Below are 17004 nucleotides of genomic sequence, written 5' to 3'. Positions count from 1 at the left end.
TGGAAACCTGGAAAACAGCGGAAAGTTTTCATGCAAAGAAGGAGAGTGACGGCATGGATAAGGAACAAAAAAACGAATCGGTGCAAGAAATTCCGAATTTAAGCCTATATGATCGGCAGATCGAACGAATTCGCCAAAAGCTGACGCGTGCCGCGCAGACTCCGGAATCGGAGCAGGTATTTGGTGCTAGCAGTCATCGTTACCGGGTGAATGAACCGATGACGCTTGAGGAATTGAATACGCTGCAGGCCAAGTGGGGCGTTCAACTGCCGGAAGCGTTCGCCGCTTTTTTGACCGGGATCGGTAACGGCGGACCGGGTTCCTACGGCGGCGCCGGGCCTTATTACGGCATTTACGGCACGGACAACATGGAGCCGGATGCGGAGCGTTTGACTCAAGCTTCACTCTTCCGGATGAGTCCGGCTGCCCAGGATTGGCAGTCCCAAGATACGGAAGAGTATGCGGTGGACGAATCGCTGGACGATGACGCTTATAACGAGGCTTTCGCCGATCTGTTGAAAGGTACGCTCGAGATCGGCACGATGGGCTGCGATAACGAGATTCTGCTGATCGTCAGCGGCGAGCATCGGGGACGCGTCGTGTACATGAACATGGAATACCAAAAGCCCTTTTTTACGCATGAAAAGAACTTCCTGGATTGGTACGAGCGATGGTTGGACGAGATCATAGCCGGATTCAAGATACATTGGTTCGGCACGACGCCCGGAGGAAGCGAACAAGAGTTGGTCGAGCAGGCGAAAGCATCAGGCAGCAGCGAGAACCGCGCGCAAGCGTTGAAGGCGCTTCTGCGTTTCCCTCGTCTCGAAGAACCGGCAGTGCGGCTTGCGGAAAAGTTGCTGTATGATCCTGCTGATAGCGTGCGATATTGGGCGTTGACCCTGCTGGCCGCCCATGCGCCGGATCTTGCCGATCCGATGCTGATTGCAGGACTGGGTAGCGAACAGGCGGAGGATCGACGAACCTCGGCCCAGTTGATTCATTGGTATCGGAAAAAGAACGCCCGAAATTTCGCGGAAGAGATCCAAACTTTGATTCCGCGTGAAACAGATGAAGAGACATTCCGGTTTCTCGGCTATATCGCGGAAGCAGCAGGCATCGAGCCGCTTCCGTTGTTTTTACCGGCATTTCGAAATCCAGACGCGGAGATTCGCAAAAGCGCGATCTGGCAAGCGGGCAAATCGGATCAGAAAGCCGAATACGTGGACGAGTTCATTCGCGTGCTGCTGCATGATCCCGCGCCGAACGTCGTGCATACGGCGATTCAATCGCTCGGCGGCGTGACGGATTTGCGTCTGCTGCCCGTATATGAACAGCTTCTTGCGCAGCATCCGACAGACGAAAACTATATTCCCGGCAATATTCGCCATCGTCTTAAGGAGTTTGGATTCAGCACGCAAGATCATATAGACCGCTATGTTCCGGGCGAGCTTGCTCGAGTACGGAGCGTGCTGCGGAATCTGAAGGAGGAACGGCGATGAAAATCGAATTTTGCGAAAAAAACTTGGATCGTTTCTCGAAGTCGGCTTATAAGGCACTAAAGGGCGAGTATGCCGATGTGAAAGTGAAAAAAGACTCCTGTTTAAAAGAATGCCGATTGTGCCGGACCGAACCGTTTGCGATGGTGAAGGGTGAGATTGTCCGAGCGGAGACACCGAAGAAGCTGGTTAAAAAGCTGGAGAAGCGGATTGTAAAAAAGAAAAAAGCATGATCCGGTCGTATGGTTTATCGCGAATCGGAGGCTGGAAGGCACGCCTTAGTGGCTTGATGTCTTCCAGCCTTCTTTTTTATAAGTTTCAAACTCCTCACGATTGAGAGGAACGCCCTCATAATCTTTGCTCCTAAGAAACTCTTGTACTCTTCTCAGTTTAATCAGCGCTTCTTCATTGGAATTAAATATGGAGCCTTCTTCCGCAGACTCAAATTCCACTAGTAGCCGAGAAAAGCGTACCATTTCATCCAAATCTCCACCTGTACAATATTCAAAAAGATAAACACTGTATTGGAGCGCTTGCAATTCTTCTAAATCAATATCAGGATTTCGAAGACATTTAAGCATTCTAACGTCATACATGATTTTCATCATTTCAAAGCCGCCATACTTTTTCAGAACCTTAATCCCGTCTTTAATAAAACCCGCTACTTCAGGAGAAGTCGTTTTTTGCAAATAGAGTTCTGCTTCATCTTCTGAAATCTCTAAAGGGCCTATTCTTCTCATCGTGAGTACGAAGTAACAAAGCTCCATTGTAATCTCGCTTAGTATCTCAAATGTTTTCATTTTCGGCCTCCTAATATTCCTTATTTTAGAATAATAACATATATAGATAAAATGCAAAAAGAATCGAACACAAAAGAAACCAGGCTCTCCAAACGGAGATCCTGGTTTCTATATAAGCTGAAACTTGCTTCAAAGAAGCCTTTTTTCGCAGCAAACGTCTGTCAGAAAATCTTACTTCGCCACGCTGATCAAATACCCATACCCTTGCGCATCCATATCCGCCAGCGGCACGAATTTGATCGAGGCGCTGTTGATGCAGTAACGCTTGCCGCCGCGATCTTCCGGGCCGTCGTCGAAGACATGGCCAAGGTGGATATCGCCTGAGCGGCTGCGTACCTCGGTGCGGACCATGTTATACGCGGTATCTTCGTGATACGTCACGACATCCGGCGTAATCGGCTTCACGAAGCTCGGCCAACCGCACTGCGAGTCGTATTTGTCTTCGCTGGCGAACAGGGGCTCGCCGGTGGAGACGTCGACGTAAATCCCTTTTTCGTACGTGTCCCAATATTCGTTGGAGTAAGGATGTTCGGTGTCCTGCTCGACGGCGACTTTATATTGAATATCGGTCAGCAGGCTCTTCAACTCTTCGGCGCTGCGTTTCGGATAGTCGGCCGGTTCGATCACGATTTTGCCTTCGGCCTTAGTCGCGGCAGCGGATTTTTCGCCCGTTGTCGTCACGCCTGCCGCCGAAGTATCGTTTGCGCCGTCGGCCGGAATCTCCTGCTCGTTCAAGATTCCCATGTCGATATGGCAGTAGCCGTTCGGGTTCTTTTCGAGGTAATCCTGATGATATTCTTCCGCCATGTAGAAGTTCTCGAGCGGCAGCACTTCGGTCACGATGTCTTGGTTGTACCGTTCTTGTTCTTTGGCAATGACCGATTCGATCACCGATTTCTCGCTGTCATCCGTGTAATACACGCCGGAACGGTATTGGATGCCCCGGTCATTCCCTTGTTTGTTGACGCTGGTCGGATCGACGACTTTGAAAAACTCGGTCAGCAGCTTGTCCAGCGGCACGAGTTCAGGGTCATACGTGACTTCGACGGTCTCGGCAAAGCCGCGGTCGCCTTGGATTACGTCTTCGTAAGAAGGATTTTCGCCTGTTCCGTTGGCGTAACCGGATACGGCATCTTGTACCCCGTAGATGCGTGCCATGTAAGCTTCCACACCCCAGAAACATCCGCCGGCGAGATAAATCTTTTTCAAGTCGGATTTGGAAAAGTCGACGTCCGCGTTCGGATTGGGAATGCTTGCGGCCGTAACGCTCGAAGGGAACGTGGAACCGGCTGCATTCATTCCGGCGAAGCCGGACGTGGAGCAGGCTGACAGAAGCAGGCTCAGCAGCATCAGCGAGACCAGAGAGAGCCAAGCTGCGGGCCGGGTTCTTTTTTTCATGAATGGAACCTCCTCGTCATAGTGGGAAAACGAACCTTCGTTCCTTAAGGAATCGCATTAAAGTTCGAAGCGATCACGTCGTTGGTGTTGTGGCCGGGAACGGTTTTTGCCAAGCCGCCCGTCGAATCGATATAGAACGAAGTCGGATACGCGCGCACGCCGAGCTGCTGCGCGTATTTGCCGTCTTGATCCAGCAGTACGGTCGTATTGCTTTCGTCTAGGCCCGCGAACCATTTTTTGAAATCGGCTTCGGACTTTTCGCCTTTGAAATTCGGAGCGACGATGCTGATTACTTTGAAGTCGTTGTCTTGTCCGGCCAGCGTATTGAGTTCTTCCATGCCCGCGAGACAGATCGAGCACCACGAAGCCCAGTATTTAATGTAGACTTTTTCCCCGTTAAAATCCGCCAGCTTGACTTCGTTGCCGCTCAAGTCTTGAAGATCGAATTGCGGCGCCGGGGTAGAGCTTGCCGTAGTGCCACCGGAAGCGGAAGTTGCTGAACCGTTTTGCCCGCAGGCGGATAGCAGTAATACGACGGAGAATAGCATCAGTAGGGGCAGCCATTTCTTTTTTACATGTTGCAAGTCGGTCATCTCCTTAAGGTTAAAAAGTTAAAATTGGAACGCTGACGTGAGCACGGCCAGATTGTTGGTCATCAGCAGAATGCCCATCGCGATCAGAATCAGGCCGGAAAAGACTTTGATCTTGCCCATATGCTTGTATAGATTCTTCAGACGACGCAGCAGGAAGTCCGAAAATACGGCGAGGATCAGGAAAGGAACGGCCATACCTACGGTATAAATAAACATCATCCATACGCCGTAACCTGCCGATCCGCCGCCCGCGGCCACGCCGAGAACGGCAGCGAGCACGGGACCGATGCAGGGCGTCCAGCCGAAGCTGAACGTCAAGCCGAGCAGGAATGCGCCGAGCCACCCTTTTTGCTTGTTCGCGTCGTAGGTGAGCCGTTTTTCTTTTTGCAGGAACATCAGGTTGAGCACGCCGGTCTGATGAATGCCGAACAAGATTACGGCCGCGCCGCATACGATCATGAACCAGGAGCTGTTGATTACGCCGCCGAGCGCGCCCGCGCCGAAGCCGAGCAGCAGGAACACGGTGGACAGGCCGAGGATAAACAGCAGCGTGCGAGCGATCAGCTTCGGATTGATTTTAAAACGCGTCGAAGCGGCATCGCTCGGACGACCCGCTTCCGATCCGCCGAGAAAGGCGAAGTAAACAGGCAGCATCGGGAAGATGCAGGGAGAGAAAAAGGATAAAACTCCCGCAGCCAGCACGCTTCCGATATATAAAGATTCAGCAGGCAAGAAGCGTCACCTCCGGTAGTGGAATAATGTTGTTCTACATCTATTGTACGCAAAATAATGAGGTTTGGATTAGCTCCAAAGGGATTTTTTTAACAAGGATTACGAAAAGGATTGCGCCGGATGATAAAATATGTAATTTTATAATGAGATTAGGAGGTGTTCGCGTGTCCAGAAGTTGGTTTAACCGATTGACGTTCTCGTACCTGCCTATTCTCATTATTGTGCCAGCCATTCTCATGATCCTGTTTTTTGTCGGGTCGGCGGAGTTGTCGAAGCGGGAAACTGCCCGAGCTAATGAGGTTTTTTCGCGTCAGGCTATGCAATCGCTCGATTATTCGTTTCGAGCGATCGGGGAGATGATGAATCGGGAGATTTCGTCGGGCGAATTTTATGCGTTCTTCTCCGCGTCGGAAAATCCGTATTTGGCCGCTGATGAAGCTTCGAAGCGTCTGGCGCGGCTCAAACTCACCAATCCGCTGATCGACTCGATCTATGTGTACCGGTTGGCGGACGATGCAGTGCTCAGCAATCTATCTTTTGGCCAGTTGGCAACTTTCTCGGATCGGGCTTTTCTTGAGGGAGTTCTGGGAGAGCCGATACCTGTACGTTGGTCCGAACCGCGGGAGATTGCCGCATTCGGCGAACAGCCGCGGACAGTGGTCACACTGGTGAAAGGGATTCCGCTATTGACCGGAGAACGAGGCTTGATGGTGGTGAACGTGTCGCTTGATTCGGTGCGCGAGCTGCTGCGGGAGATGATCGGGCAAGAGACAAGCTTTATTCATCTGTATACCGCAGGCGGCGCATTGATGCTCGGTACCGAGTCGAATTTGCCTTCGGCCGATGTGGAACAATTGCAAACGGATGCGTCGCGCTCGGCAGTCGAGTTCAATCGGGAGTTGTCTGCGGTATCGTCGGCGTATACGGGGTGGGAGATTCGTAGCGGCGTGATCGGGGATTCGCTATCGCAGATTCTGACCGGGATTTGGTACGTCTGGATCGGAGGAGCCGCGTTAATCGTTCTGGCGGGAATCGGTTGGGCCGTGTTCGTTTCCAGGCGAAATTACGAACCGGTGATGCAACTGTTGGAGCGTCTGGAGGCGCTGCCTCCGGGGACGGCTCAAGCAGCGGCAGCGTTGACGGAAGCGGCTCAGATCAGCGAGGGAGGTCAAGCGGAAGAGACGGCGAAGCAGGAAAATGAGCAAGAGGGCGGAGAACGTTTGGAGCGAAAAGGCCGCCGAGGGCAACGCACGGACGAGTTTGCCCGAATCGAATCGACGCTGAGCGCCATGATTGCCCGTGCCGAAGCGGATCGTCAGCGGCAGCGGGAAGATATCGTGTACCGCAGACGAGAGTTTTTCCGGGAGCTGTTGGACGGTTCGCGCGTGGTCGGTTCGGAGGAATGGGAGACGGAAACGCTCCGATTGGAGCTGGAGAACGGCTTCGGTGCGGCTGTGGTGGGCATACTCGAAATCGATCGGCCGGACGAGTTCAATCAGGCTTATTCGGAGCGCAGTCGCGAATTGCTTCGTTATGCGCTTGCCAATGCGGCGGGCGAATTGACCGAGGGGCGCGGGGCAAGACTTTGGGCGGAATGGCTGCCGGGAGGGCGGTTGGGGTTGTTGCTGCGTTTTGCGGATCAAGATGCAGCAGAAGCGGATACCGTATCGGAGGCGTCGGCTATTTTGCAGGAGTTAGTCGTCTGGGTGGCTGCCCATCTGAAATGCACGGTTACTATAGCGCTCGGAGAGAAGCTGGAGCGCCCGGAGGATCTTGCCAAAGGATTTCGTGAAGCGGATGAAGCGATGGGCTATAAGTCTTCGCTCGGCGGGGCTCGCGTCATTGCCCGAAGAGACTTGCGAAAAGGCGCGGCGGCCGAATTATATGGCGTGCTGCGTACAATCCGCGAGCTGGCTCAGGCTTATCGGCTGGGGCAACCGGAGTGGAAAGAGCAACTGGAAGAGCTGCTTAGCGAGCTGCGCAAGGCGTTACTGCCGAAAGATGATTTGTCCGGATTAATGAACGTATTGGCGTATCAGTTGCTGCGCGAGATGATGGAACTGCCCGGCGAAGCGAGAGAATTGTGGCGCAGTGAAGCAGCTCCGAAGTTGAGTGCGGCTTTGGATCATTTTGACACCTTGGATGAACTGGAGTCGACGGTACGAAGTCTGCTGGATGAATACGCGATGCGACTGCGTCTGCTGCGCGAGAGCCGGAGCAGCCATGTGACGCTTCGGGAGGTCCGGGCATTTATCGACGCGAACTTTAGCGATCCCAATCTGTCGCTCTCTTTGATTGCGGATCGATTCGAGCTGAGTTCCAGTTATTTGAGCCGATTGTTCAAGGACGCGTTCGGGGAGAACTTCGTGGATTACCTGGCAAGCGTGCGGATCGATGCTGCCAAAAAGCTGCTTAGGGAGACTGCCGATCCGATCCAAGATATTGCGCTGCGTGTCGGTTATGCCAATTATATGTCGTTTAGTCGCGCATTCAAAAAGATCGCTTCGGCGACGCCGGGAGAGTATCGAACGCGAAGCAAAACAGAGCTTGGAGCGGAATAATCTGAAAATATAGATTGCAAGCGTCGGCAAACGTTCGCGGAGTGGGTAATACCTAAAAGAGAAGCGATGCAGCAAGCCTATTCGAATAGCTGAGAGGAGCAACAAACCATGGCAAATTCAAACTCGGAAAATAACGCAATCATCGTCGGCGCGGTAGCAGGAGCCCTAATCGGAGCCGGCCTCGCCGTACTCGTTGCCGCACAGGAAGGCGCTACGCTGCGCGACAAGTTCATGAACACGGTGGACCTGCTCAAAACGCAGGGCCAGCGAATCAAAGAACAAAGCGGCGAACTGCAAGCAAAAGGCCAAGAGATCAAAGGCCTGCTCGCGGAATCGGTCGACGTGGTGAAGGAGTTTAAGGAAGAAGCGACTTCGGCGGCTTCGGATATTAAGCAAGAGGTTCAGGAGTTTAGATCTTAAAAGTAATTTAAGCGAAAAGACTGTCCGTGAAGATGCGCAAGCATCGCGGACAGTCTTTTTTATATTTTAAACAAATTATATATTTTGGACTCAAAAGAAGAAGATTGTCGAAATATATGAGTATTCGTATGAGTCCGAAGATGGAGGGAATAATAAAGCGTTAGAACCTTGAAAGAAAATAATCTTATCGTGAAGTCTTGAATTCATTATCATTTATGAAATATTTCAGTTTTAAATGTAGTCGATAAGGTGGGGGTTTTAATTCGTGAACGTATGCTAGCTTTATATAACTGATTATCTCTATATAAGCTGAGTGGTTTTCGACAATTTAGACCTCTTTTCAATTTTTGCTTGCTAGATTATACTGATTTTGTTAAAACCACATTATTACATAGGAGGGATATGATTGTTTTTTTTGAAAGGTAAGAATTTGATGATTTTGTCTGTCATATTTGGTTCGATTGTAGGGATGTCCTTTTCGTCTATACATGCGCAAGAAGTAATTGAAAAACAGGATGAATCTACGGAGATCCAACAGCCAGGAAATGAGAATGAAATACAAACAGATGTTGAAAATGGTTCTGAAATTGTGGTGGCGCCTTTAGAAATAAAAGCAGAACTCATTGACGCGACAACAGTAAATTTATTTTGGAAGGCACCTGTTCATTTCGATGAATTGAATTACGAAGTTTATCAAAATGAAAAACGTATTGGAGAAACAAAAGAATTATCTTATACCGTTACTGCGCTTCAACCGGGAGAAAATTACGTATTCACCTTGAGATCGATAAGCGTTTCAGCCATTTCTGATTTTAGCGAACCTGTACAAATTCATACATATGGGGAAGTGTTGAAGAATGGAAGTTTTTTGCAATTTGAAGACGGTTCTGACCTTGCAAGTAACTGGACGATCGAGCAGGATGAGCCGAAAGCGGCGCTTGTTTTCAAAGATATAAGCGAAGCTGATCAAAGCGTCAAACAACAAGTCGTTGTGGCAGGGCTAGAAAAAGGGAAACAAATACGTATCTATCAAAAAGTTGCGTTAGCAGGCAATAAACCTTATAGCTGGAGTGCCTCTCACGCTGTATTGAACTCTGGATCGGATTTAAAGTGGGAACTGCTTTTTTGGGATGAAAACGGACAGTTGATCGGAAAAGAACTTCTCAAAGATAGTACGCAACGTGCAAAGCCTCAAAAGGGTACGACGCCCGACAGCACGGCTTTTGCGAGTCTCGAATTTATCATTACGGGCAAGGATTCTTCCGGTGCCGTAATTACTCTTAACTCGGCAAGCCTTAAAACCTTACCGGAAAATGAAGTGACGCCAGTCAAAGTTCCTAAAGGCCCGGCTACTTACCGATATCGTTACGATGCAAACGGAAGGCTGACTCTGATTGAGACTGAACTCGGAAAAATGAATTTCAAATATAATGCAAACGGAAACTTATTGGCACGAATACGCGAAGGATTTTCTGCAATACCGGATTCTGATGATAGTACCCCGCCAATTAATACCGATGAAAAATTACCCGATATAGGCGAAATAACTAGCGGGAGTCAATATCAGCTTTATGGCGAGAAAGGTTTTGTTTCCATGAAAGGAGTCAATATGCTTGTCAAAGGGTGGTATTTGAGCGAACAGAAAGTAGATAAAGTTGAATATTATTGGAATGAAGATACTTTGTTGGGGGAGTCTGTCTATGGAGTTGCGGATGAAATGACTTATTTCAATCATCCGGAATACGAAAATCATAATGGCGGATTCAAATTCATAGTTCAGGCTGGGAGCTTGTTCGATACTTTACCTGAAGGTCCGCATAAGTTAAGTGTAGTTTTTTGGCATCATGACGGTTCATCGCACACGTTGGAGCAACAGATTCTGCTTCAAGTAAGCTCAAATCATGGACAATAAGATCGGAAAGGAATTTAAGATGAAACTAAAATCACTTTTTAAAAAGTATGTAATGGTTATGCTTGTTTTGACTATGATTTTACCGGCTAATTTGGCGTTTTGGGGAACTACTTTATCGAGTGCGGAAGAAGTCATGCCAAAAAGCGAATATGAAGCTGAACTTGAAGCATCAAGCATTCCTGAAGACCAATTGATTACAATTTCTTCTGTAGCTGAAAAATATGATGTTGAATCTGAATGGATAGCTGAAGAGCTTGCTAAAAAATACGAACTGAAAGATATCGCGCAAGTATTGGAAGTTTCTGATAGTTTAGAAAGTTACAATGCGCTTATGAAAAAACGTTATCCGGATCGCGAGCTTACTCCTTACGAAAAACATGATCAGCAAACAGCCAAAGCGTTAAAATCAATTAAAAATAGTCAGAGTGCTTCACGTTCTTCTTATTCCGATTACGACTCCATTGCGTTGAAACGGCAATCATTGAAGAGTGATACGGTTCCGTTTAGTGTAGGTGATCAAGACGGACAAATATCGACTATTGACGGGTCGCTTACCATTAGGCAAACCGATCTCGTACTTCCGGGACCCGGAAATATGGATTTTGCTTTGACTCGGGTCTATAACAGCTCTGCGGGTAAAGATGATCTTTATGTCAATCCGTCATACTACGGGAATGCTACACGTGTACCGAATGAAGAATATCGCAATCCTTTGGGTAAAGGATGGTCGTGGGAAATTCCGTATATCGAATCTAACGAGGACGGAAAAGTGCTGCATCTGCCGGGAGTGGGTAGCTATACAATCAGTTACAACACTCCCGGGTTGGTGCGTTTGCCGTACGATTATTTATCTTTTGGAGAAGTTTCTCCTTCTTCGGACAATGCCTATAGCTATTACGTGTTAGGTAATTATCAAGCAGGCACGAATTCTTATTTTAGCGCTACAGGGGAATTGACCAAGGTTGTAGACAATGCCGGCAATATGCAGTATTTCATGTATGATTCGAATTCTGCTCTCATCGGTGTCACTACAATGGACGCTACGAAAAAAAACAGCAACTATTTAACTATTCGGTACTCCTCTACTCAAACGACCGCCGCTATCGGTACTACTCAATATACATATAAAAAGCGAGCCGTCTCTTCGTCCGTTAACGGCACTCAAAAACAAATTTTAACCGAAGTGATCGATCCGGTTGGACGATCAACTAAATTTACCTACATGATGTACAATATGCTGCCGTTCAACTTGCTGCAAATGTATCGCTTCTCGACCGGTACAGATAAAACCGTATATTGGGGAAAACAAGATTGGATCCATTTAACGGATATAGAGCATCCTACGAAAGCTTTAACACACTATACAGTAGACACTGGAGAAAATACGATCGGAGAATATGCTGTAGAGACAACGATACGTTATACAGGAAAAAAAACGTATTATACTTCGGCCGCAGTATCCGAATCTCGGCAAATGTCAGTAGGAATCAGCGGGAATTACCTTGGCGGATATGCTCAGGATGCATATTTCAGCATTCCGGTAACCGAAGGTTTATATCGAACGACCTATTCGTATAAGCGTAAATTTTGGGGAACCGAACAACCGGATACGTTTTATCTGACTCAAAAAAAGACAGCTCCTATCAATAATCCGTCGTTGTCCCGAACAGATTCGTACCAATACAATGAAGCGTCGAGGCGGCCTGATCCAATTTCGGCTACTGAATATAGTGCAGGAAAATCGGGGATTATTACCGCTAAAACGATGAAACAAACTTTCGACAGTTGGGGATTGGTTTCTTCTTATACCGATGCTCGCGGGGTTACAACCACTTACGAAAATGAAGCTCTGGTATCTACGTTAATTCCAAAAATCGTACCCAAAAAAGTGATAGCACCCGTTACCGCAACTGACAGTGTGATTACACGATATACCTATGTGCCGACTACAGGAAATATTCAAAGCACAATTTCTACCAATACAGCCGGGATGCTGCTTCAACAAACGAACTACGAGTATGATGCCAATGCGAATCCGATTAAGGTTACATTAAAGGGAAGCGAAAAAGATACCGTGGTTCAACAGGAATTTGGCACAGGCTCCAAGACCTTTTTCCTCACGGGACAATCTATTCAAGTAAAGGACCTAGCAGGTAAGGCTTCTACTCATCGCGTTCAGGCTGCATACAATCCGGATAACGGGTTGATGACTTCTTTTACTGACGGAAACGGAAATGTCACGAAGTATACGTATGATGCTTTGGGTCGTCCACTGCAAGAAACTTATCCTGATGGGGCAAAGACAGTAGTAACTTACCAGGATGTTGAGAATAAAACGACAGTCACAGATCCGACAGGCGTTACGATTCAAAAGCAATATACACCTCTGGGACAATTGTCCAAGGAAACAAACGCCCGGGGGGCAGCTTCTTACACCTACGATATTTATGGGCGATTAGCCAAGAAGACTGACTACAACGGAAATCCTGTTATGTACACGTATGATCATTGGAGCCGCACGGCTTCGGAAAATAATGGCTTCAGTCATATATCGTTTTTGTACGATGATTCTGCACGTACCATAACCACTACGGACGGAGAGGCGAATGTTACACGCACAAGTTATGACTTGATGGATCGTCCAGTATCATTGGAAGAACTGCGTCCATCCGGCAACGTCAAACTCAGCGCCACGACTTATGATCTATCCGGCAATATGACGACTTCTACAGATGCTAACGGGAAGGTGACGACATATAGTTACGATACGCTCGGACGCTTAATTTCGGTTAAAGATGCTCTTGAACAAACTACGCGGTATACGTACGACTTATTGGGTAATCACACGCAATTGACCTATCCCGACGGTCAAAAAATGAATTACCGATATGACGAGATCGGTCGTTTGTTGAGCCAAACGGACCCGCTGGGTCAAGTCGAGAATTTTGCATACGATGCTGCGGATCAATTGGTTCGTTATGTAGATCGAAACGGACAAGAGCGTACGTACGAGTATAATGAGCGAGGGTTCATAGTGCTCGACAGGGTTGCGGACGAAGATGTCCAATATGCATACGATAAAGCTGGGCGACGTATGCAGATGAGTGATCATACTGGAACCACCACCTATACGTATAACGATTCCGGCGAGCTCGCTGAACTAATTTATCCGGACGGCGCGACGTTGGCGATGGAGTATGAAGTACGTGGCGTGCGAAATCAGCAAAGCTTCACTTCCGATGCGTTTACCCTAACACTAAATCATGCTTATAATGTGTCGTCGCCTACATTGAATCAGTTGAATGTACAAGGCGCCGAAAACAAGAGTTTGGGTTCGTACGCATACAGTCATAGAAAGAATAACACGCTCTCACAAATCGCAGCCGATACCGGACAAACCCAAACATATGGGTATGACGGATTAAATCTATCCAGCTTAACTCAATCGCAAAACGATACGGTGTTCGGCAGCTATACGTATAACTATGATAACAACCGTAACATCGTGTCCAAAATGGACAACGGAGAAAGCCATACGTTCGGCTATGACAGCCTAAACCGACTTCAAGCATCCAGTCTGTTTAATGAATCATATGCTTATGATCCACGCGGTAATCGCAGCGAGATGACCACCGAACGTCCGGTTGACTTCAGCGAAGCCAATTACACGTACGATGCCCGTGATCGGTTGACTAGCGTTCACACGGAAAAAGGCGACGTCTCTTACCGTTACAACGGCGATAGTCTGATGACGGAACGTACCGGAACGAACGGCGTCAAAACCCGTTATTATTACGATGACCGAGCACTGCTGGTCGCGGAAGGCACAGTAAGCGCAAACGGCGTAGCGATCACGGTGGGTTATGTCTACGATGCAAACGGTCAGCTTCGTGCTCGCCAAATTCCGGGTGAAACTGGTTTACAAACGTATTGGACCAATGGCCACGGCGATGTAATTGAGATCCAAAATGCTGCTGGCGAAACAGTGAACCACTACACGTACGACGTATGGGGCAATCCGATCGTCGAAGAAGAAACCGTTCCTAACGTGTTGCGCTATTCGGGCGAGTATTGGGATAAAGAAACCGAACTTCAGTATCTGCGGGCGAGATGGTATGATCCGAATATCGGACGGTTTATTAATGAGGATACGTATGAAGGCGAGAAGGCAAAGCCAGGCACGTTGAATTTGTATGCGTATGTGCAAGGGAATCCGTTGATTTATACTGATCCGACAGGTCATACGCATGAACATGGTGCAGGATGGACTGGATTTGCTGGAAACGTTTATTCCTCAAAAGATCCTTGGAAAGGATGGAGCGGCCCTGTAGGTGATTTTTTAAACTTTGTAATTCTAGATGATATAAATGTACTAAGAGATGAAAATTCAAGTCTGTTCCAGAAAGCTCTAGCGTATATTGGTCTTATACCAGTAGGCAAAGTGATTAGTACCGAAGGTAGGATGTTTGTTAATATTGTGAAAGGTAAAGAACTTTTGGAGGCTGAAGTTAGTTCTGATATAACGTGGTCGTCTTACAGAGACAAGCATAATCCTCGTGGTGTGAAAAATTATAAAAAGATAGGTTGGGAAGGTATTCGAAAATCAACTGTACACGGAGATGCTAGATATAAACTCGAAGTAAATATTGAAGCCATAGAAAGATACGCTTGGGAATATGGCATACCGACTACAAACGGGAAAACTTGGAAAGTTATTGGCTTTGATGAAATTATCGGAGCGAAGCTTGGAGAAAATACTCCTTATATGCGAGTAGAGTTAACTAGCTCTAATACTATACACGGTCATCCAATCACAGCTAAAGAATTTCGCGATCTTCTTAAATAACGGATTTAAAAAGGAGTAGAAATTTGAGTCTACAATTTGATTTCAAAACAGGTCGAGTGGTTTTAAATGATTTTGACTTTATAGAAGGTCTTGAGCCCGAAGAACAACCTCAGGATAAAATTTGGTCATTTAAACAAGATATTATTCAAGTCGAATATGGTGAGGAAATTACTTTGGATCTAGGTTGGTCTCATGATTTCGATTTGAAAAATGGAATGTTTAAACTTGTGGTTGTAAAAAAATATAATTGGACAGAACCTTTATTTTGTAAAAAAACCAAATCGATTCGACAAGTGCAACAATACATCCACGAGGCAATTGACTTGGCAACGAATTTGCAAAGGGAAGATGACCACTCTTCTTCATAATTGTAATCTGTGAATCATATCTAAAATATATTTAAATTAGGCTATCCCTACATGTTATAAGGTGTAAGGATAGCCTTGTTTTTAATAAGAAAGACTTTAGAGCAAGATAAGGAACTGCTAAGCAAACAGGTTTAGATACGGTTCCAATTAAGGTGGTGAAATAATTTGGGAATGGAAAGTTTTTACGTAAGAATCAAGTTCGAATTTAAACAAGAATATTTCGAGAACTTTTCTTCTCTGAGTGATTTTTTTTGATGATATAGGTTTCAATTCCAGGAAAGATAAGAATTATTTTTGAAGACAATACTTATTGCTTATTACTGAGGTTTCTTTTGAAGGATGCTTCTCATGGTACAAAGAATGTTTGAACTATATATATTCTATTCTCATGAAAATCAAAGAAAAAGAAAAGAGGTTTGAAATCGTTTGGCCAAAAGAATGTTCAATACATAAATTAAATAGCAAACTCTTTTTAGAGGGGATGAACATTTTGTATGGAGAAAAATATAAAGATTTTGTTTCTCAATATGGAGAAATGAATAGAGTAATTTTACCAAGAGAATATTTTTATTATGCTCAAAATAAAGACACGAAAAATTGGACCTCAATATTTAAAAGTGGAAAATCAAATTAAATCGCATAATGAAAAATATGAGACACCCTATTGTTTTGGACGTAGGATGGTATCCTGAAGGTGATCCCTTTGGGTGTTATGGTATAGAGCTTATAGAAAATTCCGACTGGATAAATCCAATGAAATCTTTTGAGACATCTAATGAAGCAGAATTGGTAGAGGAAATTGAGAAACTGCTTTGGCAAGTAGGTGAAGATTACTTTGTGAAGCCATGAAAAAAATACTATGGGAAAGTTTTATTACAATGGTTAAAGAATCTGATTCCAATGGCATGAAGTATTATCAAGATTTGATATCTTGATTCAATGCACACAAAACTTATTTTTCTGACGAACATTTGAAAACAAATCGTTTGGGTATTCTATTGAGCTTGAACCCTTTGGAATATAGCATTCAAGAAAAGGGATATTCGGTTTTGAATTGGAAGGGAATAGAAGAGCTAGGATTAGAAAAAATGAAGCTGGAAACGTTTATTATGTTAGTAAGTGATGAAATGTGGGATATGGTTACAGAAATAAGAGCAAAACAATGCCCCAGATGTGATGAAGATGAGATACATTTTTATCAAAACTGAGACACTAGAAAAAGAAATGCTTATTCTGGAATGCTATCGTTGTGGGTATTGCGAAGATTTAAATCAAAAAGCTATAGAAGATAGCATTCAGATCGTGCGGCCTGCTAAAAAGATTGATTTCAAGAAAAACGAAACAGCTGATTTGAACGTTAATATTCATAGGGAGAGGGATTATGAAATTTGAAGCAGCTAACGGCGTGTATATCTCAAATATCGAAATAGAAGAATTGAGGCACCAAATGAATCGTTTGGACGGTGTGGCAAATTCCTTTGCACTTCTTGAAGATGAGCACGAGAGTTATATACAGGTAGGAGGAGGGCCTTTTCAATTCACCGTGGAAAGTCGAATATATGAGAATCAGACTGAATTTATACATAAAAAAGCCACAGTTAAATCATACGTTAACCCATCCGAAGTTCAACTACTGATCGGAGGGAACCCGACTACAGTCAAACAAAATCAAATTTTGAATTTAAGTCAGGTCACCTTATTGTTTGAGCATTTCCTTCACAACTCTGATTTCAGCGACTCTGTCGACTGGGAAGATATTACGGATTAGTTTAGGGATTAGTTTTAAGAACTTAGATGCGCTTGGTTGGAGAGTGAATATGTTGAAGTCAGATAATCATGCGTTCGCAATGGTGACATCTATCATAAACGAATGGAATC

14 protein-coding genes are annotated in these 17004 nt (G+C 46.0%); 10 read left to right on the top strand and 4 right to left on the bottom strand.

Features of this window, described 5'->3' with window-relative positions; all coding sequences use genetic code 11:
* Positions 1-53 precede the first annotated feature (53 nt).
* Together SACSAC_RS17980 and SACSAC_RS17975 are read left to right on the top strand one after the other, a co-directional pair.
* On the top strand, positions 54-1499 hold the full coding sequence (locus SACSAC_RS17980; protein WP_051507228.1) for an SMI1/KNR4 family protein: 1446 nt from the start codon (positions 54-56) through the stop codon (positions 1497-1499).
* Positions 1496-1729, top strand: coding sequence for a YuzB family protein (locus SACSAC_RS17975; RefSeq protein ID WP_037288945.1), 234 nt, complete (start codon positions 1496-1498; stop codon positions 1727-1729). Before SACSAC_RS17980 ends, SACSAC_RS17975 begins: the two co-directional genes overlap by 4 nt.
* Positions 1730-1774: 45 nt before the next feature.
* On the opposite strand, the gene SACSAC_RS17970 is transcribed toward SACSAC_RS17975, so the two are convergent.
* From SACSAC_RS17970 to SACSAC_RS17955, 4 genes are all read right to left on the bottom strand, one after another.
* Entirely contained in the window at positions 1775-2296 is a 522-nt protein-coding gene (locus tag SACSAC_RS17970) for a hypothetical protein (RefSeq protein ID WP_037288943.1), read from the bottom strand.
* A 171-nt stretch (positions 2297-2467) separates the two neighbouring features.
* Positions 2468-3694 (bottom strand): peptide-methionine (R)-S-oxide reductase MsrB, encoded by a 1227-nt coding sequence (msrB, locus tag SACSAC_RS17965; protein WP_051507227.1) that lies wholly within the window; start codon positions 3692-3694, stop codon positions 2468-2470.
* Positions 3695-3738: 44 nt separating this feature from the next.
* Positions 3739-4287, bottom strand: coding sequence for a redoxin family protein (locus tag SACSAC_RS17960; RefSeq protein ID WP_051507226.1), 549 nt, complete (start codon positions 4285-4287; stop codon positions 3739-3741).
* Between the two features lie 18 nt (positions 4288-4305).
* The gene (locus tag SACSAC_RS17955; protein WP_037288939.1) at positions 4306-5019 is read right to left on the bottom strand and encodes a cytochrome c biogenesis CcdA family protein; all 714 of its coding nucleotides are present in this window, start codon (positions 5017-5019) and stop codon (positions 4306-4308) included.
* A gap of 164 nt (positions 5020-5183) precedes the next feature.
* Here SACSAC_RS17955 and SACSAC_RS17950 point away from each other — a divergent pair, with 164 nt between their 5' ends.
* From SACSAC_RS17950 to SACSAC_RS17920, 8 genes are all read left to right on the top strand, one after another.
* On the top strand, positions 5184-7580 hold the full coding sequence (locus SACSAC_RS17950; RefSeq protein ID WP_037288936.1) for an AraC family transcriptional regulator: 2397 nt from the start codon (positions 5184-5186) through the stop codon (positions 7578-7580).
* 108 nt (positions 7581-7688) lie between these two features.
* Positions 7689-8000 (top strand): YtxH domain-containing protein, encoded by a 312-nt coding sequence (locus tag SACSAC_RS17945; protein WP_037288933.1) that lies wholly within the window; start codon positions 7689-7691, stop codon positions 7998-8000.
* 406 nt (positions 8001-8406) lie between these two features.
* Positions 8407-9912: a fibronectin type III domain-containing protein gene (locus SACSAC_RS17940; RefSeq protein WP_037288930.1), complete on the top strand. Its 1506-nt coding sequence runs from the start codon at positions 8407-8409 to the stop codon at positions 9910-9912.
* A gap of 19 nt (positions 9913-9931) precedes the next feature.
* Positions 9932-14758, top strand: coding sequence for an RHS repeat-associated core domain-containing protein (locus SACSAC_RS17935; RefSeq protein WP_037288927.1), 4827 nt, complete (start codon positions 9932-9934; stop codon positions 14756-14758).
* A gap of 23 nt (positions 14759-14781) precedes the next feature.
* Complete coding sequence (locus SACSAC_RS17930; RefSeq protein WP_037288925.1) at positions 14782-15126, top strand: hypothetical protein; 345 nt, start codon at positions 14782-14784, stop codon at positions 15124-15126.
* A 310-nt stretch (positions 15127-15436) separates the two neighbouring features.
* Entirely contained in the window at positions 15437-15760 is a 324-nt protein-coding gene (locus tag SACSAC_RS28060) for a hypothetical protein (RefSeq protein ID WP_156951035.1), read from the top strand.
* Between the two features lie 415 nt (positions 15761-16175).
* Positions 16176-16334, top strand: a complete 159-nt coding sequence (locus SACSAC_RS28055; protein ID WP_156951034.1) for a hypothetical protein — start codon at positions 16176-16178, stop codon at positions 16332-16334.
* A gap of 173 nt (positions 16335-16507) precedes the next feature.
* Positions 16508-16894, top strand: coding sequence for a hypothetical protein (locus SACSAC_RS17920; RefSeq protein ID WP_037288920.1), 387 nt, complete (start codon positions 16508-16510; stop codon positions 16892-16894).
* The last annotated feature ends 110 nt before the right edge of the window (positions 16895-17004 follow it).

This window comes from Saccharibacillus sacchari DSM 19268, assembly GCF_000585395.1.
Lineage (GTDB): Bacteria > Bacillota > Bacilli > Paenibacillales > Paenibacillaceae > Saccharibacillus > Saccharibacillus sacchari.
This window is presented reverse-complemented; position numbering and strand designations above follow the sequence as displayed.